This window comes from Leucobacter insecticola, assembly GCF_011382965.1.
GTDB lineage: Bacteria > Actinomycetota > Actinomycetes > Actinomycetales > Microbacteriaceae > Leucobacter > Leucobacter insecticola.
The window spans coordinates 1,251,380-1,270,028 of sequence record NZ_CP049934.1 but is presented as its reverse complement, the minus strand read 5'-3'; the positions used below and the strand labels follow the sequence as shown (position 1 = coordinate 1,270,028).

The following is an 18,649-nucleotide window of genomic DNA, read 5'->3' as shown; positions in this document are numbered from 1 at the left end:
CGTATCTACAGCGCGGGTGAAGCAGCCGGTTAAGACCGTGCAGCTGATGCTCACTCTTGATGCTGCTGAAGATCATCGGCTTGTAGTGCCCAGAAGCGAAGAAGCTAGCTACAGTCGTCTTGCTGCACTGGCGAGACGACGCGGGCTCGTCCCCGAGGGGATGCAGATCACGATCTTGCGGCTCTCCGGCAACGAGTTGTCGGTGTGTCTTGAGCCGCTCCCGGAGTGGCAGACCCGGGTGCTCGACCCAATCCTTGTGCCCGGTCGCCTACATGATCCGAGTGATGTCACTACAGCGCTCTCCGAAAGCAAGACTTTTCAGGTTGTTGGCGGTCCTCGCAAACGCGCCTTACGCATAGTCGAGGCTTTGACTGCTGCAGCTCGTGATCGCGGGATGTTTGTCAAGGCAGTCCTGAACCAGCCGCTGAACCCGGGCTACTCCTACCGCGACGCGACGCGCCGGGACGAGATCGTGTTCACGATCGAACGCGACAGCTTCCGGTTGTGGTTTACCCAGCAGATGCTCATGGAGCCGCACGAACCAACGCGCCGGGAGATCGAACGAGTGCAGCAAGGGTTCTTGTTCCCTGACTTCGACGATGTCCCTGCAAAGCATCTCGGGCTGGTGCTTGAGGGTGAGGGCGGAAAGTTCTGGGCGAGCAGCTGGCATGACACCGACGAGCATGCGATGGAAGATGATTTGGCCCAGGTGCTGGAGGAGATGAGCCTGCGTCGTGAACGCTGTGTCCAGCTTCGTCAAGCGGTAGAAGAACGCGAGATCGCTCGACGCCAGCAGGAGGACAACGACCGGATGGTCGCAGTAGCCGCGTACCGGAAGCGGTTCGTTGCTGATGCTATGAAGGCTCAGGCGAAGAGGTGGGAGGAAGCGGGTCGTCTGCGCCGGTACGCGGCGGCTATCCACGAGGTCGCCGCGGCATGCGAGGGGCAGCAACGAGAAGAAGCTCTGGAGTGGGCACGACATGTTGAAGCTGAAGCCTGCAGGATCGATCCGCTTCCGCAGGAGGCAAAGTTCCCGGCGATTCCCAAGCCTTCCAGAAGCGACCTGTCTCCCTCCAGGCCCTACCACAGGCAGTGATGTTCAGTATCCCCAGCGCCGCGGTGCCTTGACGTAGCGGACTGGGATCTCGGAAGGTTTGAGCGGACGATCGACGACAGGCCGGTAATTGGCAGGGGTAATCCGGTCCTCCTCGTATGTACGGATGAGGTGCTCAACAGCTTGCGTGTGACCGAGCCGCTTGAGTTCATCGAAGATGCGGGTCATGAGCTCATCCAGGCGCCGATTCTCAGCTTCGGCAGCGCCAAGCCGTTCTTGAAGGGTTGCAGCTCGCTGCCCGCACCAAGAGCGCAACAGTTCGTGAACTGGACGTCCATGCTCGAGATACCACTGGTACTCCCACTCAGGGGAGGTCGTGTAGGCGCGTTTGTCGTAGCTGACGGCCGGGCGGCCGTTCTTGCTGTTGTCTCGATGTTCTTTCTCGTCTTCCAGGACCCAGTCGAGCACCGGCATGGGGTTGATACGACAGGCGTACTCGGCGACTGCGAGGGTTCCGTCTACGGAGAGCATGACGTCACCATCGAGCTCGAAGCCCTCTGCTTGAGCAAGAAGGTCATCAACGGTGATACCGATCAGCGCCTGCAGTTCCTCTCGCTTGTGGATGCGCGTCGAGTCCCGGACGGGTGACCATTCGCACTCAGCGACGTCTTCGGGGATCAGTAGCTCGAAGACCTGGGCGACCGCCGACTGTTCTGGATCAGTCAGCTCCGTCTGATCGATCCGCTCCCAGTTCGCCATAAGCTCGTCGTAAGCCACGACATCTGACCATGGCCCGCGAAGTCGACCCCGGGGCACGTTCTCTTGCACCCCTGCTTTGTCACTGGCCAAGAACTCAACGACGTATCGCGGAGTCTTCTTGCGAGAGTCGATCTCGATGACCCGAACATGTTCCGACGTCGAGTAGTCCCGCAACCGGTAGATCAGCTCATCTCCAATATCTGGCATATCTACCCCTTACTCCTGCTTCGACCTCTCTCATCTTCGCATCTCCGCGCGCTGAAATCCTAAGCTTCCTTTTCGGACTACGCCCAGTTGCACGTTAACGCCAGATCACGGTGGGTGCTGTGTGTTCGAGCGCGGTGATCAGGCCTAGGCGTGCTGCTGCTCAACGGACCGTCATATGCGTCAGCGCGGATGCAATGGACACGTCTAGTGCGCGATTTGCCTCACCGACATCCGCGCCGGAGGCTCGTGTGTGCTGTAGTAACTGAAGTGAGGCCATGCAGTCGGGAATACGCCTCTTGGATTTGGTATGAGGCTTAAGTGAGCAGCGTTTCGATTGCGTTCTTCATCGTCAACCTCCTAGGTTCGCTGCTCGATGCATTACCTTGGGTCAGGGACTGGACCAATGGCCGAACGGTCTGCCGCGACGGCGCTCCATCGGGTACTCACGTTGCTGCGCTGGCATCGGTCTGCGGTTGCAGCGCCCAAGATCCGGCGCGTTTTGTCAAGGTTCTTCGGGCTGACGTTCCGCCCGTCATTGTGTGCAATCCATCCGACGAAGTAGATCTTGTCGGCCTCTTCCACGTTGGATGCTGCGATTCGACGAGAGAGCATGTCAGTCGGTAGGTCGCGCGCGTTTACGAAGTCTGGGATGTGCTCATTGAGGTCTTTGAGGAACAGGCTCGTTCGGAAGGGAGAATCAGGGTTTGGGCGCACACCGAGGGCGTCCATCAAAGGCTTCAATCGCTCATTGAACAGTAACGGTACTCGGTAACCCGGCAGGACGGGAAGTTCGAAGGAGTAAGGGGCCTCGCTGCGAGCACCGATGAGGAGGACATATGGGTTTTCATCAACAAGGAAGACCACATCCAGGCGGGCTCGATTGTTGCGATAGCTGAAAGTCGTGCGGTCCACACTCTCTTGTCTCATGCGCTGGTGCAGCAGACGGAGTGCGGGCAGTTCCATCGTCGGTTTACTCCCGCCCACAGGACGTCTAACTGCAGCGGTCCTCGCGGGGCGTTGACCCATGGTGTCCTCCAAGCCTGAAGATGACTCTTGTGTGGCTGTCACCACACTTAATCATCTCATTCCTCAGGAACCATCCTCGCCCTAGCTTCAACTCACTTGCCGGGGTCTGCCTACTCCAGGAGCTGCCACGTCTGCGCCCCACGCCAGCACATCTCAGATCATCCGAGCACTAGCCAAGGGTGCTGGTGAGGGCTTTCGCGGAGTGTGTCCACAACAGTGCGCCGCCGACTTGCGGTATCACGTCACGGACGGCACCGGGAATTCGTTGACTCAGTGTCTCGCCGTGGTTCGGAGAAAGGAGAGCGGTCGTCGGCCCCGAAGAGTATGTGCACCTTGCTGCGCACCCGTGTGAGGTCGAGCTTCCAGGGACGCATGGCTAGGAGTGTGGCTGAATGTATCCGGCTCCGTCTGAGGCCAGTTGCTCGGCGTAATTGTGTAGCTCGGCGGCTCCGTTGAGCGCCTGGCGTGAACGGGCGCTGAGGGAGCGAGAGCGCTCGTCGAGCGCGCGTTCCAGTGCTGCTAGCGATCCTGCGCTGCTTATGACCACCACGATAGGGCTGATGCGTTCGAAAAGATACCCTCCTTGTCGCAGCAGGCGGATGATCCGGGCGATGTGCATTTGAGGCTCTGTGTAGGAGCGGCGCTGGGTATGCGGATCGCGTTCTGCGCTGAGTAGCCCCGCGTCTTCCCAGACGCGAAGCGTGGATGTCTTCACGCCGAGCATCTTCGCCAGTTCGCCGATACTGACCCGATCTACGGTCGGGGCGGGAAGGGGTGCGTCGTCGAGCACCGAGTGCAGCGCTACCGATAGGTCGTGCAGTTCCCGGCGTTGACAATGCAGCACCGCGTGGCTGGCGTCGAGCCGAGCCAACGCTTCGTCGAAGCCTCCAGCTGTAGCCAGGGTCATGACCTCGTGAGCGATTGCTGGGCCGTGGCCCGCTGACAAAGCTCGGTACGCGCGAGCGGCTCGCACATGGTTCTCGTCGTATCGCCGATATCCACTCGTGGTGCGTTCCGCGCGTGGCAATGCACCATCAGCTTCCCAGTTGCGGATGGTCTGCGGGGTCACCCCCACCTCCCGAGCCACGTCCACCGGCCTCACAAGGCTACCTCTCTCACAACTCTTCACCCGTTCCCCGCCTGACGAGTTCCCCAAAGTTTATAACAGCACTTGAATGTCACACTTGAACTACCGATTCGACAGGGAAGGACGTGACATGAAGTTTCGACTCGAGGTGGATCTCGAACAGCTCGATGGCACAGTGCAGGAGGAACTGGGGCGCATCTTGCGGTACTGGGCCGGGAACCTCAAGCACTACACGCTGGAGCCGGGGCCGGAGAGACCATCAGCGACTCCCGGTATGAGGCGGTCGGCGAGTGGCGGATCCAGTAGCAGAGCGGTCGCTGACGCTCAGCGTCAGAAGCTGGCTTTTGCGATGAACCCGCCGGGTCCGGTGTCCACAATTCATACTTGTTTGTGGAGTACGAGATACTACACAGGCCAGCTTCAATGGGGAGGGGGACCCGCTCATGGAACGTTCTCTAAGCGGCGATCGGCAGATCGGCCCACAAGGTCAAGATCGGTTTGAGGACATCGTTGAGTGGGCTTCGGGAAGAGCTGGACTTGCGCGACCTCCAAGAAATCCCATTCGTCCAGGGGTGAGTTGGGAGGCGTTGTCTGCACGTATCGGTCGCAATGAGAAGCCGGAGCTGCTTTTCTCGGCGGTTGTCGCGGGGGCACTAAGCGATCGTGAGCTGCGTAAAGGGCTTGAAGATGCGTGGACGACGTGTGAGTGGCCGGGCCGGATGGCCGATCAGGAGTCGTGGCTGACGCTGTACGCGATGGCAGGCGTGGATGAAGGCCACTATCTCAGAGAGACGGAGCTTCGTGCTCGACTTTTGTTGCCCGAGACTGTTCATCTGTATCGGGCAGCTACAGAGGGGCATCAGGCTGACCTGTCGTGGACGAGTAGTTTTCCGAAGGCACACTGGTTTGCGACGCGGTTCGACGGTTTCGGGAGTCGTCCCCTCAGGATCTATGAGATCGATGCACCACGGGTGGCAGTGTTGGCTACGTTCAATAAGGCTCGTGGTGAGCACGAGTACGTCATCGATACGGGTTTGCTTAGTCAACCTGTCTCTGACATCGTCGCCCCTGAGGCGTGGGAGGACCTTCTCGAGCCCTGAGCGGCATCCGTGGTGAACGACTGACTACGCCTGGGGAATTGCTGCGCGGTGTTCATACCCGGGTGAACTTCTTTTCTCGGCGGTGTGCGATGACTTCTCGTGTGCGTGCGCGGGCGAGGAGTATGAGGCTGATGGGTCCCATGAGGATGAGCTTCATGCCGTTGTAGGCGAAGAGCAGGAAGGGCAGGTAGAGCCATGTGCTCCAGCCCCCGTCGATGAGCGTCGTGCAGATGGCTGCGGCGAGGAAGTAGACGAGGCCGAGCGTCATAGCGGGCACGCCCCACTTGAGTCCTTGACGGGTGCGGATCTTGTCGAGGAGCCGGTTGACTGGGGTGCGGCGCAGGAGCAGGAACGTGCGGGTGGACAGGTTCCACAAAGTAGTCATGAGCATGGCCAGGTTCTCGCTTTCAGGCGCAGGGGCGAACGTCAGTGTTTGCGGCTGGTCCTGTGTGGTGGGATTCCCCTGGCGGAGAGGTCTGCATTGCCAGGCTATTGGCCTGGCTCGGCGTTTGGTCTTTCCAGCTACTGACCATTTTACCCCTGATCGTGGGGAAACGACAGGTCGGTTTCGTGGTGGAGGTGGTATCCGTACCTGTCTTTTGGCGGTGCCTCGGCATGGGTGCATCGCGTCAGCTCAGGCGACCACATTGGCTGTTGTGCGATGTGGTGCGGAAACGAGGTAGATCATGCGTCCCCAGTCAACTCATCCACCAATCGCTGCCGCGTCTCCACCGGGGTGAGATCTCTGCGTCGGGGGCTGCGACGTTTGCTAAGTGTTGTGGCGGTTAGCGCGGTGCTTGCGACCAGTGGCGTGTTGGGTCTGGGTATGAGTGCGCAGGCGGCGCTCTTGGGGCCAGGACACGGTGATCTCAATGGTGCCGGGACCGTGGGCGCGTTCGTTGCAGAGTCGGACGGTCGTCAGGTGTACTGCCTGGACTCAGGTGCGCCATCACCGTTGAACTCACCCACTTCAGGACCAACGACAGTCACTGATATCACCAATCACACAGGCGGGCAGCTGTCCAAGACGGCGTTAGCGAAGCTCAACTACGTCTTGTCTCGGTGGGGTGACTCCCAAGACCCGAACATCACTGCAGCGGTCCAACTCTTCGTGTGGGATATCGGCGACCCTGACACGTATCACTCGCATGGGATGCACGGTGATGCGTGGTTCATTCGCCGGGTTCCTACGGCCTACCGTGACGCAGTTCTGGCGAATCTAGGCGCGATGCGAGCGGAGGCAGAAGCCAATCACGCGGTGGATCCGACGGTGAGTTTGTCGATTGCGATGCAAGACCAGTTCAACGGGTCATTGACCGTTGCTCTCTCAACGCCAGCGTTGAGCGGGAACGTGGTTTTGACAGACGCGGTGTTCCTAGATGGGACGAGTTCGAGGGCGCTGGGCAGCGGCACGTATCCGATTGTCGGCAAGCCTGCTGTTGGGGCTCCGCAGTACCAGATTGAAGCCTCTGCTTCATATAGTGGGGCGGGACTCGGCGCTCGCGTGAACCTGTACGAGACCCCGGGGGCGCAACGGTTGCTGGCCAATGGAACACCGGCCGCGGTGACGGCTGCCGCACAAACGCCCTGGATCGCACTGGACTTTCAACCCGTCATCGGCACCACCGTGGCGGCGAAGTTCGTTGCTGATGGTGAGCCCTTCGTTGATCTTTTGACCGTCTCGACAGTGGGCACCGGGGCATGGATCAACGTCGACGGTCACCCCGTGCCGCTGACTGCGAAGGGCACACTGTACGGGCCTTTCGATGAACAGCCTGCACAGTCAGAAAAGGTCCCCGATGGTGCTCCTGTGGTGGGATCGGAGACGGTGCTGCTCGATCGTGGGACGGGCGAATACCGGTCACCGGGAACGCTTCGAGCGCCGGGGTCAGGGTTCTACACGTGGGTGTGGCAGATCGACAAAGCCGCGCAGGGGCAGAATGGGAAGTACATTCGTGCCTCGTTCATCGACCATTTCGGACGGGTGACCGAGACACATGTGGGTCCGTTCCAACCAGAGGCAGTGTCGAAAGCGGATGCACGCTTGGCGGTTCCTGGTGATGAGGTCACTGACACGATCACGGTGTCGTCAACCAATGGGGCATGGCTCAAGATCGCGGGCGTCTACATTCCGGTAGTGCTCGATGGCACGGCCTACCAAGTCGCCGGATCTTTGCCACCGATTGAGCAAACAGGGGTCCCTTCGGATGCGAAAGTGTTGGGCCGGGTGCAGGTGACGGCGACAGGTCCCGGGATCTACACCTCCCCGCCCGTGCTCCACCCAGATGCTGGGTTTGTGACATGGGTGTGGGAGGTTAAGCTCTCAAGCCAGCCCGCACAGTATCGGGACTACATTGCTGACAACTGGGCCGACAACTTCGGGATCCCAGTTGAGTCAACGTCGGTGCGATGGCCCGGCCGGGTGACCTCAGAGGTGCGTGAGTACAACGTGCACCCGGGAGGTCGCGCCTTCGACACCATCACGGTGTCTGGGTTCCCCGACAACCACGGCGACTTTACCGGAGACGGATACTGGGGCTCCGACGTCGACGTGATCACCCACACCGTCTACGGGCCATTCGAGAGCGATACGGTCTTGACCGACGACATCGAGCTGGAAGGCGCACCGGTGCTGATGGAGCTGTCCACTCCGGCACGCAACGGCACCTACAAGTTGGGCTACACAGACTCCGACGAGATACGCCCCACAGATCCCGGGTACTATGTGGTCGTCTCAGACTTCGTTGGTGATGACCGGGTGCAACCGTACCGGTCCTCACCGGGTGACATCCTCGAACGTTTCTACGTCCCGCCGCCCCCGCCGTCACCTGTGTCAGTGGTGACTCAGGCGACCCCGGACGCGTTGGTGGGCGACCCGATCCGTGACCATGCGATCGTCACCGGCACGGTCCCGGCAGGGTCGACCTTGGTGTTCCGCGCCTACGGTCCCTTCCCGGAGCAGCCAGCAGCAGCCGATGAGCCGGAGCCCTTCTACACATCTGAGCCGGTACCGGTGAATGGGCCGGGCACCTACGACTCAGGAAAGACGAAAGTCGACAAGCCGGGGCTGGTGTTCTGGATCGAGACGCTCTACGGCCCGGACGGACAAGTGCTCGCGGAGGGCTTCTTCGGGGCACCAGGCGAGACCACGATCATCTCCGCAAGACCAGCGGAGTTCACGGTATCGACGGGAGCCGTCCCTGAGGTGACTTTGGGTCAGCCTGCCCACGACGTCGCAACGGTCACCGGCGACGTGCCTAAGGGTGCGGTGTTGGCGTTCCAGGCCTACCGGCAGACCGGGAAGACACCGGTCTGTGAGGCGAAGAACCTCGCGTTTGACACCCATGACACACTCACTCCTGTCACTGGTCCCGGGGACTACACCTCCGCCGAGACGGTCTTTGAGCAGGCTGGCACCTACTTCTGGATCGAGACGCTCTACACCGCCGATGGGACGATGCTGCACCGCGGCACCTGCGGAGCTGACAACGAAACAACCACAGTCCTTGACACACCACCACCGTCCCCGAGCGAGCCTCTCGCGCGGACCGGAGCTGGCCGCGAGGCGTGGGCTGCAGCTGGTCTCGCTCTCGCACTGATCGCTGCTGGCGGCACGGCACTGTGGGCGCGTCGTGCACGTTAGCAACGCGCGAAGGTAGGGGACGGTGAGGCGCAGCTGGTAAGCGGGGCGGAGGAAGCGTAGCCGTTCCTGGAGTGGAGGCGTGGAGAACCAAGCCGGTTCTCCACGCCTCCACGAGCTTACGGCTTGGTCGCTTGACGATACGGCCTACAGGCTCGGGCTTGTGGTCATTGTCGGAGTTGCTGCATCACGTCCTCGAGCGCTCGTTGGAGCCGCGGGATACCGTCAACCGTTGTTTCGATCGCACCGTTGTCGTGGGCGATTGTCACCCAGATTTCCTCTGTCCCGAAGGGAGAGGATGCCTCGACATGGAATTCGGCGGCTTCGCTCTCTGGCCGGAACCGGCCCTCTGCGTAGACTCGGCGGCGAGTCACGGCCGGAAACTGCGCCCCATCGCTTCGATGTATCTGGTCATCGGGAAGTTCGTCCGCCGGGTGGTCGGCCGTGCACCACGGTGGGCAGTGTGCTGGAGTCGGTTGTGTCATGTGAATATCCGTTCTACCCGCGATGACGTGTGCCGCGGGCGACACAAGACACTGCCACATTCCAGCGCAAACTTCGTACACCACGACGAGCCGAAATCTGCAGACGGTCGTCGACGGGAAGCGGGCAGCTGAGAGGGGCCTGGGCGTCGAATCGCGATTGGGGTAGACCAGATCTTTGGCGGTTCTTACGCTGAGGATATGTGCGCAAGCTATGGTCTGGGCGGAGGCCCATACGACAGGTCCGCCCAGACGCTATCTGGGCTGGAACCACTTGATGTGCACGAAGGTCCAGCGGCGCTGGACGAGTGGATGCATGACTGGGGCGGGAAAGCGATCACCACCCGAGAGCAAAAACGAGGCACCAACCGCAACCCCTGATCCTGGTTGAGAACGGTGCAGCGAGGGTGCAGCTCGCCTGGTGGTGGCTCCATATCGATGGTCGGCCAGCGAGGTTCACGGCGTTCAACTCCCGAGACGACGCATTGGTCAAGCGGTGGAGTGCCGCATTCCAGCACAGGGCACTCATCCCGGCGATCTGGTACTCCGAAGGCAAGAAACAGTGGGCGCTGCCAGGAGGCGAACTGTTCACGATCGCAGCAATCACCGCACCCCGGGTTGAAGACGACGGCACCGAGAGTACGAGCTACTCGATGGTCACCCGACACGGAGTCGGCGAAGCCTCAACCGTCGTCTCCTCCCGTGGGGAGTCCCGCATGCCCCTGCTGATTCCGGCTGACCTCCGCACCGAATGGCCAAATCCTGACCAAGCAGGCGACCTAGATTTGGTTACGCGAGCGCAACATGCCTCTAAGGAGGAATCGCTGGCTATGGCTGCAACGAGGGCAGCAGGACCGGTCTAGCGTGCATTGACTCGTACTAGAAGTAACCCCTCTCAGGCATTTGCATCACCTCTAGATGCACTTTGGAGTTCTCGATATGCGCGGACCGCCTCTCCCAATCACCGGTAATGAGTTGGGCGAAAACGCCCCAACCCCGGCCGCATCACGTGCAGTTAACTTCTACCGAACGAGGGCGGTACTCAGATCGGCGCCAAACCTGCGCATCGTTTCCACCGCACAGGCGATTCTCTCGAACACTAGCTGGTCGTTCGGTGACACGCAACGATCAACGCGAGGCTAGACGCCGCCATAGGCCAGCAGATCAGGCCCAATTGCTGCAGCGAGCTACTTTACATTTGTAGTAAATATCTGTTACTGTCAGAGAAAGGCGTCGTGCTCTATTGCGGGGTCTTGTTCGAAATCTTCAAAGGAGCAGATCGAATATGAAAACCAAACGCCGCAAAAGTGCTGTAGTAGCAGTAGGTGCATGTATTTCTTTGGCGCTAGCCCTGACGCCTTCTATTGCCCAGGCAACCTCTTCGTCTCCAGACGTGGAAGACGAGCTGGAGACGATACTCCCTGAGTTACAGGAGGAGCCGCCCGATCAGTCAGAGGAGGGGCCGGTAGAGAGCAATGGGGCCACGGTAGGAGAAATTGAGATAGTGATGCTAGCGGCTGATGGCACTTGGGTCCCAGCTGCTGACCCGGTTGAGGCCCCGGCGAGTAGCGACATTTCACCGTACCTTCTTGATCTTTATCAGTGGAATCAATGCTACTCGTTTAACAACTCGAACTTCGTTATCAGAGAATTTCAATACAGAGGCGAGTTTGATTGGTATAAGGCATCGTTCACCTTTGGCAACAGCAGCATGGGGTACAAACACATTTCAGAAACCCATGGTGAGCACTGGTCTAAAGTTTTCGACAACGCAAAGGCACAAGGGTGGATCCCCAGTACCTACGCTATGAGTTCTTGGGATGACCTGATGTGGCTATCGGCAAATAACGCTCTGACCGGGTTCGAGATGAATTACAGCAATGTTTCACAGAAGGCGTGTGGCTCAGTAACGCTTGGCCTCTACAATACGAAAACAAACAAAATCGTGTATAGCTTCAGATCAGAAGCCGTAGTCTCCATGAATAATAAGAGACTGATTACTGCATTCCCATCAAGGCGTCAAAACTGCAACACGTAGACGCCTCCAACACGGTCTACAAGGTGGCTTGATAGTGGCGTAGGAGATCACGCCGCGATCAAGCCACCTGTTAGAGAAGTACCTATTGGGTGTTGCTTCTTTGCGATCGGACGAGCTTTTCAAAGGAGGGGTGCATGCTTGCTCGAATAGGGTGGATCTTCTCAAAAAAAACGCCGAAATTCCGGGTAGACATCCGCAGTATTCCACACCTCAATGGCGATCTCCCGAGTGATCTCGTCGCCCAGATCGAACCAGCTTGAACTCACCTTTGCTCCCTCGTACTGGTCGTCAGAACGCAAAGCAGCATTTGCCAGCGCTATCCATTCGTCCATCCAGAGTCGTAGCCGATCGGTTAACTGAGCAGACAATCCATAGTCGCTAGGACATACTGTGTATTGCTCAGAATCGTCCCACAGTGGCCAGTCACGACCGTGATCCGGAAAGACTCGTAGTTTGCGGAGACGCGCACTTCGGATCATTTCCGCACGCTCACACGCTTGCTTGGTTGTAGCAAAGGGAGGGACGGAAATTCGGTCACCGGTGCTCACATCGATCACCGTCGGCCATGACGGCTCATCTGCAAACGAATAGGGCTTGGACGGCTCGTTTGGACATGGGGTGAACATTATTCCTCACAATCACAGCGACAGTCCTCAAATTAGCTATGCACCGATAGACTAGCCGAACACGCTCGTAGTATGACTTTTTCCATTTGAGCCGCCATTGAGATCACCGTTTTGGTTCCGAAAGTCCGTGCCGTGCCGAGTTTCTCACGCAAAAATGCAGAACTGGGACTAGTGCGCCTGCATAACACCAAGTAAGAAATTGAGTAGGCATACGAGATGATACTAGAAGGCGCGTTGAGAGATCCGTGACTGACTTTGTTTGGCGCGCTCAACGGGTGCTTTCTGTGTGCTCGATGTTTTCAGGTGCACTTGGGCTCGTTTGTAGTCGATGCGTTGGGCGTCGTCATCGGGGATCGTTCCGAGGGGGCTTGTTGCAGTGATACCCCAGCGGTCGCGGTAGGCAACGATGAGTTCCATCTGAGCTAGCAGCTCCGGAGGCGATAGTCGGGGGTTCAGTGTCTCGATCCAGGGCTCGCGTTGCTCGAGGGCGAGCCGGGTTTGGGCTGCGGCACGTTTGGTGATGAGTTCCTCTCGTCCGGTGAGGGCACGTGCCATGTCGTCGTCGGTGATTCCGATAGCCCTGGGGATGAGCCCTGCGATGAGACCGGCTTCAGGTGACTTCACTGGCGGGTACGCGGCTGCCACTGTGGTGACCCGGTATCGCAGCAATGACCCAAGGTCTTCTACCTCATTCAGGCGGCCTGCCCGGATGACCCTCGGCAGGAGGGCGTCGATGCGGTGCCCGGCTGCTTCTAGGCGGCGTAGTTCTGTGGCGAGGATCCCGAAGGATTCAGAATCGATGAGGTCATCGATCTGTTCGGCGGTGAGGCCGCCTTCTTCGCAGAGCGTGATCCAGCGTTGTTGTTGGGCTTCGTTGGCGATTGTTTCGTGCTCAGCAGCGAGCTGCCACAGTGAACCCCACGTATCTTGCTCTGCGCGGATGGTCTCGTGTGCTGACTTCTCTGCACCTTCGTGTTGGAGGATTCCGTACAGGATGCTGCGTGCGGTCATGGTGAGGTCGTCGCGATGTTGGTGTTCCTCGAGGTGGTGTTGGTCGGTAGCGACGTAGATGTGGTTGGCTTCCCGTCCGCGGGTGCCTGAGACGTAGAGGGCTTCTCGAGTCATCTCTGGGGAATGGACGATGGCGTGACCGGTGTCGAGGGTTGAGCCCTCGGCACGGTGTGTGGTGATGGCGTAGCCGAGTTCCAGGTCGGTGGCGACATAGGCAGCGGGGAGGGTGATGGTAGTGCGCCATTTGGACTTTTCTCGGCGGGCGGTGAGGGATCCGTCGTTGTTGGTGGCGGTGACGATCCAGCGGTCACCGTTCTTGACCCAGCCGCGCCCGAGCGAGAGGCGCCGGTCGTTGCGGCGAGTGATGACGATGTCACCGGCGGAGGCTTCGTTGCCGTCGTGAAGGCGCAGGCCGTCGGGGGCGACTTCTCCTGCGACGATCCGGTCGGTGCGGGCACGAGCGTTGAGATCTGCGACCGTGTCTAGGGTTTCTGCGATGAGCACGGACGTGAGACCTGCCGCACGGTCGGTGAGCCAGGCTCCGTAGGATTGGTCGAGGATCGTCTCGTAGGCACCGTGGATGATGCGGTCATTGTTAATGTAGGTGTCGATGACGTCGGTGTCACCGATGCGCAGGGCGAGCGAAGCCTGCTTTTCCCAGTCGTTGCGGAACCGGCGCACATCCATCAGTTGCGGGGCGTCGCCGCGGTCGCGCACCAGCATCCCGAACGCGCCGCCCGCGTCCACCGCGGTCAACTGGCCCCAGTCACCGACCAGCAGCACCTTCGCCCCGGCCTCTGCGGCGTGGGCGGTGATGGCGTCGAGTGCGAGGGTGCCGGCTAGCGAGGCCTCGTCAATGATGACGAGCTGATTGGCGGTGAGGTTCCATCGGCCGTGATGGTGCTCGTGTAGCCATTTCGCGGTGTTCTCAGTGCTGATCCCGAGGTCTGTTGCGAGCACCTCAGCGGCCACGGCCGACGGGGCCAGGCCAATCACCGATCCGCGTCCATGTGCGCGTTCCCAAGCTCGGTGCAGTCCGCTCATAGTGGTGGTCTTTCCTGTGCCTGCCGGACCGACGAGGAGATCGAGGGTTCGTCCGGAGACGGCGATCTTCGCGACCGCCTGCTGCTGTTCTGTAGACAGGGTGTGCCCGCTGGGGCCAGGCTTCTGTGCGACATGGTCGACGAGCGCGATCGGAAGGGTTGGGGCGGTTCGCTGCGATGAGGCAGCAAGGAGGCGGTCCTCGGCGGCCAGCATCTTCTCCGAGGTGTAGACAAGCGATGCCTTGGGACGAAACGCGCTGGAACCGTCGCGCTGGAGGAACACTGCTGGGGTGGATGCGAGTTCGCCGGGCGTGAGCTGGAGCGAGGCTCGTTCGGCAGCGTCAACGATCATGCCCACTACCGCGTCCCGGTCAGCGGTCGAAGCGAACCGAAGCCCCATCGTTTGCCTGACGGCTTCGGCGTGCAGATTCCATCGCTTCCACGTCGCACGACGACCTCCCACAACCTCCACCACTACCTCTGCGACATCGGTCAAGTCGTCGAGAGCGAGGTCGTCGGCGCGCAGCATCGGCTCCTGTGTGCTCTCTGAGATGAGCGTGCGAGCCCAGGTCGAAGCATCTTGGTGAAGAAGCCCTCGGCGCGGCTGCGCCACATGGTGGTGAGGTCATTGAGTGAATGGTGCTGTTTGGCTGGCCGAGTCTCTAGGGTCGCCTGTTGACGCAACTTCCACAGCACTTTCGAGGACGGCTCCCGCCCATGCTTTTCGCGGTACTCCGCGACCAGTCGCTCCTTGACTAGCTCAAGATCACGAGTGCGGGAGGAGAACTCATCCATCAACGCTTGTGGCACCCCGGCGATCTCCCACGCGGTCGACCTCCCTGGGCCACGTTCCCGGGCTTCCCAACTAACACCGACCAGCGCCGCTAGGTGGTCGGAGAGAACTGCGTTGTAGTGCTCGGACAGCCCCGTGATTGCACCGTGCAGCGCGCGCGAGTCCAAGGTCCGCCACTTCCCGTCGCGTACTGCTTGTACCCGGTTCGCAACAACGACGTGGGTGTGTAGCTGAGGATCTGCAGAGCGAGAGTCGTAATGGTCATAGGCGGTCGCCACCACACCGTGCACCTCAACTTGTGCAACAGCACCGCGCGGTCCAGCTGCACCGACACGGGTCATCGCAACATCGCGCTCGAGCAGCCCGATCACATCCTGGATCGCAGCGTGGTGTGCTTGCGCGATCAACGCCTGCATCCCAGCATCAGCGACCGCCCACAGCGTGGACACCGACTTCGGCACCGAAAACGTCAGATCGAAGCCTGCCACAGGAGCAGCAGTAGGCTTCTTAGCCTCCTCCGTCTCGATCAATGCGACCTGATCGTCCCTCTCGTCTCGGGAGAGACCCTTTGGAAGTCTGTCGATCCGACGCTCGACCCGCTGCGCTGCGGTGGCGAACTGCCGATAGGGACGTCCAAGCAACTCACCAGTGGTGGGATCCTTACCAGCCCCCATGAGCAACCGAAGCTGCTGCTCGCTCACCTCATCATTGCTCGAGATTCGACCGGCGAGACCGGCGAGACCTGCACCCTGCCAGCGCCCCGGCGGGGTTCCAGTCTCGGTGTAATACCTTGTCAACGTGGACACGGAGCCTAAGTCCCCATCATTGACCGCAACTGAACTGAGTAAGTACCGGTACCCCTGACCAGCGCTCATCACTCTGATCGACACCGTCATGTCATGCAGGTACGGCAGATCTGGCGGCATCCGATCTGGGTTCACCTATGGCTACTCCTTTGTCAGTTGAGCGGCTGAGGGACGCGTGAGTTCAACGAGGCAATTCTGACGAACCTCTTGTGCAGAGCGTCATCATGTGCGATTATTTACTGACTAGCCGTACGGTATGTGAGGAGGTGAAGTGAGATGAAGAAGACGTATATCCAGCCTTGGCTGATTCGAGTGGGATCATTCGAGAAGGACACAGGGTTCCTTCGGCGCGGTATCCCCGAGCCCCGCATCCGGGTCCCTCTCGGGCTCTAGTTCAACACAGGAGTTGAAATGACCAGAAGACATGGCGAGAGCTGGTTTGTGGCGCTACCCGACATTGAGTCGGCTCCCGCCATGCCTTCACCCCGGCCGCCTGGAGGCTTTAAGGCGCAAAGCAGCAGAATTTCATATCAATCCGGGCGCACATGGCTAGTCGGCAGCTGGGACCAGGATGAAGTCATCCATGCGACCACTAGCGACCGGTCGATAGTTCTACTCGGCTCGATCAGCGCCAGCCCCCAGGCGATACGCGACAGCTTGCACGGCGCTTCTAGCGTCAGGGCGCTTGACCCACTCATGGCAGGCGGAAGTTTTCATTCCTTGGCGCATGATGAAGAGTTCGTCCGAGTGGAGGGAACCCGAAGCGGCACCAAGCGCGTATATGTCACCCAAACCGGAAACGGCTGGATCATCGCAAGCCACGCTCAGTTGCTTGCGTGGGTATTGAACGAAACATATTCAAAGTCCCGCCTTGCATCGCGCCTCCTCGGTGTCCACGCGGGATCACGTCAGAACACCATGTGGCCCTCAGTGAGCACCGTTCCTCCCGGCTCATTCATCATCGCGAATCGAGGCGCTCCATTTGCAACAGAACTGGCTCGGAGCCCTCAGGAGTCGATTTCTCTATCCTTCTCAAGTGGAAGCGAAGTGATACGAGAGGAACTTCGCCAGTCCGTGAAAGCCCACTCCTCAAATGCAAGCCTCGTTAGCGCCGACGTATCGGGAATAGACTCTGCTTGCGTTGCCTCAATCGGATTGGAGTGCGTGGGTCAACTTGAAGCACTAACCATGGCGAGTCGCGACCCCGGGGACGATGATCTCACCTGGTCAAGGCAGGTTGTCGGAGAACTAGGTTCAGCAGTGAGGCATACCGTAATAGAACCAGCGGAGTTGCCATTCTTCTACGACCACATTGACATCTCTGATTCTGGCTTGTTGTTCGATGAGCCAACTCCCACCATCCTAGATATACCTCGGCAAGTTGCTGGGTACCTTGACATGGCGAAACTAGGATCAAGGACCCATTTCACTGGAATGGGAGGCGATCATCTGTTTACTCCATTGCCACAGCATTACCTCGGCGATCCAGTTATGTGGTGGAAAGAGCGAAGGGAAGCTCGTACCTCAATAGGAGTCGGCCTCTCAGGGATCATACGTGGGGCCTTTAGTCGTCGCACCTACTCCAATTGGCTGAGACACTCCGCGCACGCCATCAGCTCAGATCAGACTGTGCCAGATGCTCTTATGTGGGAGTTCTTGCCATCCGTGCCATCATGGGTGACGACCGATGCGCGTGCTCAGGTTGCCGCCGAACTCCTCGAGGAGGGGCATGATCTTAGGGCTGGAAAACTATTGGATCACCTCCAGTGGAATTCAGTCCAATCAGGAACCGAAGCCCTTCGCCCGCTTGAGCAAGCAACTGCGGCTCTCGGCGTTCATCTTGCTTCCCCATACTTTGATGATCGTGTCGCCCGAGCAGCCTTTGGGCTGTCTCCGCGCCTTCGGTATTCGCTTAGGCGATACAAGCCGTTATTAGCGGAAGTCGCATCCCCGTTCCTTTCAGACAAAACAACATCACGGAACACCAAAGGCATGGCGGTGAGTGACGAATACCGCGGACTCGAGCAAAATGCAGAAAAACTCATTCAAGTCTTCACAAACTCTGTCCTCAGCAGAGAAGGGTTGATCGACGAACCTCTACTTCGTCGCCTGATTCAATGGCCTACCGATCCGAGGATGGATTTGGGGATGTTTGACCAAACACTTGCCGTGGAAATGTGGGCAAGAGCACAAAGGGAGGAGGAGGTTCAATGGGGACGAGTCTGAAGGAGTCGGTGTCGATTGCACCAACCGAGTATGGTGCGATCTTACTTGACAAGAAAACCGGGACCTACTGGAACCTAACTGAGACAGGCTTGCAACTGATAACCATGCTCCGACAAGGAATGTCGGTGAGCGAGGTCGCGATTGCACTCGGCCAAGAATACGAGGCCCCCGTCGAGCTAATCGAGCAAGACCTGTTGGCGCTTCTAAAAGAACTTGAAAAGGCCGGTCTTACCCATGAGCTATGAAGTGACGATATCTCAGCCGAAGAGTCCGATGAGCGTTCTCCGTAGGATAAAAGTACGCACTGCAATTGGGGTCGCATTTCTGCTCTGCAAACTCAAGCCTCGACGAATCATTTGGTTTTTGAAGCTCCTCAACACCAGCAGAAAGCCCTCAAGCTTGGATGATGCAAAACAAGCGAGGGCTCAAGTGATCGCATTAAGCGTGCGCTGTGCCCATCGTGAAGGATGCGTCCCGCGGTCAATAGCAGTCGCCCTACTCTGCCGCGCAGAAGGCGGCTTTGCTGACTGGTGTGTTGGTGTGCGAACTACTGCGCCATTTGGTGCGCACGCATGGGTCGAAGTCAACGGTCATCCCGTGGCGGAAGGGATCGAACCGGGTCAATTTGCTGTCCTTGACAGCGTCCGATGGAAGGAAGAATGATGCGCTCCTCCAAGCCCACGAGCCTTGAAAACGAAGAGCCGCGCGCTAACATATGGTCAGCGGTTCGGCTGTTTCGAGGTCACAGAAC

The 18,649-nt window shown here is 59.3% G+C and carries 17 protein-coding genes; 9 read left to right on the top strand and 8 right to left on the bottom strand.

Annotation, left to right across the window (positions count from 1 at the left end; all coding sequences use genetic code 11):
* Window positions 1-16 precede the first annotated feature (16 nt).
* A complete protein-coding gene (locus tag G7067_RS05745; protein ID WP_166322658.1) occupies window positions 17-1,096 on the top strand; it encodes a hypothetical protein in 1,080 nt (359 codons plus the stop codon).
* 3 nt (window positions 1,097-1,099) lie between these two features.
* Here the strand turns inward: G7067_RS05745 and G7067_RS05740 are convergent, their stop codons facing one another.
* The 3 genes from G7067_RS05740 to G7067_RS05730 form a co-directional block, all read right to left on the bottom strand.
* Window positions 1,100-2,020 carry a hypothetical protein gene (locus G7067_RS05740; protein ID WP_166322656.1) on the bottom strand — a complete coding sequence of 307 codons (921 nt, stop codon included), beginning with the start codon at window positions 2,018-2,020 and terminating at the stop codon, window positions 1,100-1,102.
* A 378-nt stretch (window positions 2,021-2,398) separates the two neighbouring features.
* Complete coding sequence (locus G7067_RS05735; protein ID WP_166322654.1) at window positions 2,399-2,983, bottom strand: DUF6037 family protein; 585 nt, start codon at window positions 2,981-2,983, stop codon at window positions 2,399-2,401.
* 439 nt (window positions 2,984-3,422) lie between these two features.
* The gene (locus G7067_RS05730; RefSeq protein WP_166322652.1) at window positions 3,423-4,115 is read right to left on the bottom strand and encodes a MerR family transcriptional regulator; all 693 of its coding nucleotides are present in this window, start codon (window positions 4,113-4,115) and stop codon (window positions 3,423-3,425) included.
* A 605-nt stretch (window positions 4,116-4,720) separates the two neighbouring features.
* On the opposite strand from G7067_RS05730, the gene G7067_RS05725 reads away from it, so the two are divergent.
* The gene (locus G7067_RS05725) at window positions 4,721-5,233 is read left to right on the top strand and encodes a hypothetical protein (protein WP_166322650.1); all 513 of its coding nucleotides are present in this window, start codon (window positions 4,721-4,723) and stop codon (window positions 5,231-5,233) included.
* Window positions 5,234-5,285: 52 nt separating this feature from the next.
* Here the strand turns inward: G7067_RS05725 and G7067_RS05720 are convergent, their stop codons facing one another.
* Window positions 5,286-5,618, bottom strand: coding sequence for a sulfate permease (locus G7067_RS05720; protein ID WP_244301287.1), 333 nt, complete (start codon window positions 5,616-5,618; stop codon window positions 5,286-5,288).
* A 441-nt stretch (window positions 5,619-6,059) separates the two neighbouring features.
* Between G7067_RS05720 and G7067_RS05715 the strand changes: the two genes are divergently transcribed.
* Window positions 6,060-8,876, top strand: coding sequence for a hypothetical protein (locus G7067_RS05715; RefSeq protein WP_166322646.1), 2,817 nt, complete (start codon window positions 6,060-6,062; stop codon window positions 8,874-8,876).
* A 164-nt stretch (window positions 8,877-9,040) separates the two neighbouring features.
* Here G7067_RS05715 and G7067_RS05710 read toward each other — a convergent pair whose 3' ends face one another.
* Window positions 9,041-9,358 (bottom strand): DUF6907 domain-containing protein, encoded by a 318-nt coding sequence (locus G7067_RS05710; RefSeq protein ID WP_166322644.1) that lies wholly within the window; start codon window positions 9,356-9,358, stop codon window positions 9,041-9,043.
* Window positions 9,359-9,840: 482 nt separating this feature from the next.
* Between G7067_RS05710 and G7067_RS05705 the strand changes: the two genes are divergently transcribed.
* The gene (locus tag G7067_RS05705; RefSeq protein ID WP_166322642.1) at window positions 9,841-10,218 is read left to right on the top strand and encodes an SOS response-associated peptidase; all 378 of its coding nucleotides are present in this window, start codon (window positions 9,841-9,843) and stop codon (window positions 10,216-10,218) included.
* 422 nt (window positions 10,219-10,640) lie between these two features.
* Complete coding sequence (locus tag G7067_RS05700) at window positions 10,641-11,393, top strand: hypothetical protein (protein ID WP_166322640.1); 753 nt, start codon at window positions 10,641-10,643, stop codon at window positions 11,391-11,393.
* Window positions 11,394-11,554: 161 nt separating this feature from the next.
* Here G7067_RS05700 and G7067_RS05695 read toward each other — a convergent pair whose 3' ends face one another.
* The 3 genes from G7067_RS05695 to mobF form a co-directional block, all read right to left on the bottom strand.
* The gene (locus G7067_RS05695; RefSeq protein WP_166322638.1) at window positions 11,555-11,941 is read right to left on the bottom strand and encodes a hypothetical protein; all 387 of its coding nucleotides are present in this window, start codon (window positions 11,939-11,941) and stop codon (window positions 11,555-11,557) included.
* Window positions 11,942-12,241: 300 nt separating this feature from the next.
* On the bottom strand, window positions 12,242-14,602 hold the full coding sequence (locus G7067_RS05690) for an ATP-dependent DNA helicase (protein WP_244301286.1): 2,361 nt from the start codon (window positions 14,600-14,602) through the stop codon (window positions 12,242-12,244).
* The gene (gene mobF, locus G7067_RS14175; protein WP_244301334.1) at window positions 14,566-15,741 is read right to left on the bottom strand and encodes a MobF family relaxase; all 1,176 of its coding nucleotides are present in this window, start codon (window positions 15,739-15,741) and stop codon (window positions 14,566-14,568) included. Before mobF ends, G7067_RS05690 begins: the two co-directional genes overlap by 37 nt.
* 207 nt (window positions 15,742-15,948) lie before the next feature.
* Between mobF and G7067_RS15185 the strand changes: the two genes are divergently transcribed.
* From G7067_RS15185 to G7067_RS15180, 4 genes are read left to right on the top strand one after another with little or no spacing between them, the layout of a single operon-like run.
* On the top strand, window positions 15,949-16,065 hold the full coding sequence (locus tag G7067_RS15185) for a keywimysin-related RiPP (RefSeq protein ID WP_425280697.1): 117 nt from the start codon (window positions 15,949-15,951) through the stop codon (window positions 16,063-16,065).
* 18 nt (window positions 16,066-16,083) lie between these two features.
* Complete coding sequence (locus G7067_RS05685; RefSeq protein ID WP_341872872.1) at window positions 16,084-17,898, top strand: asparagine synthase-related protein; 1,815 nt, start codon at window positions 16,084-16,086, stop codon at window positions 17,896-17,898.
* Between the two features lie 8 nt (window positions 17,899-17,906).
* Window positions 17,907-18,143 (top strand): PqqD family peptide modification chaperone, encoded by a 237-nt coding sequence (locus tag G7067_RS05680; protein WP_166322634.1) that lies wholly within the window; start codon window positions 17,907-17,909, stop codon window positions 18,141-18,143.
* A complete protein-coding gene (locus G7067_RS15180; protein WP_166322632.1) occupies window positions 18,133-18,561 on the top strand; it encodes a lasso peptide biosynthesis B2 protein in 429 nt (142 codons plus the stop codon). Before G7067_RS05680 ends, G7067_RS15180 begins: the two co-directional genes overlap by 11 nt.
* Window positions 18,562-18,649: the final 88 nt, after the last annotated feature.

Coding starts and splice junctions, on each gene's coding strand:
- mobF (WP_244301334.1), bottom strand. CDS start 15,741: ATGAGCGCTGGTCAGGGGTACCGGTACTTACTCAGTTCAGTTGCGGTC.
- G7067_RS05740 (WP_166322656.1), bottom strand. CDS start 2,020: ATGCCAGATATTGGAGATGAGCTGATCTACCGGTTGCGGGACTACTCG.
- G7067_RS15185 (WP_425280697.1), top strand. CDS start 15,949: ATGAAGAAGACGTATATCCAGCCTTGGCTGATTCGAGTGGGATCATTC.
- G7067_RS05720 (WP_244301287.1), bottom strand. CDS start 5,618: ATGACTACTTTGTGGAACCTGTCCACCCGCACGTTCCTGCTCCTGCGC.
- G7067_RS05700 (WP_166322640.1), top strand. CDS start 10,641: ATGAAAACCAAACGCCGCAAAAGTGCTGTAGTAGCAGTAGGTGCATGT.
- G7067_RS15180 (WP_166322632.1), top strand. CDS start 18,133: ATGAGCTATGAAGTGACGATATCTCAGCCGAAGAGTCCGATGAGCGTT.
- G7067_RS05735 (WP_166322654.1), bottom strand. CDS start 2,983: ATGGAACTGCCCGCACTCCGTCTGCTGCACCAGCGCATGAGACAAGAG.
- G7067_RS05715 (WP_166322646.1), top strand. CDS start 6,060: ATGAGTGCGCAGGCGGCGCTCTTGGGGCCAGGACACGGTGATCTCAAT.
- G7067_RS05710 (WP_166322644.1), bottom strand. CDS start 9,358: ATGACACAACCGACTCCAGCACACTGCCCACCGTGGTGCACGGCCGAC.
- G7067_RS05685 (WP_341872872.1), top strand. CDS start 16,084: ATGACCAGAAGACATGGCGAGAGCTGGTTTGTGGCGCTACCCGACATT.
- G7067_RS05690 (WP_244301286.1), bottom strand. CDS start 14,602: ATGCTGCGCGCCGACGACCTCGCTCTCGACGACTTGACCGATGTCGCA.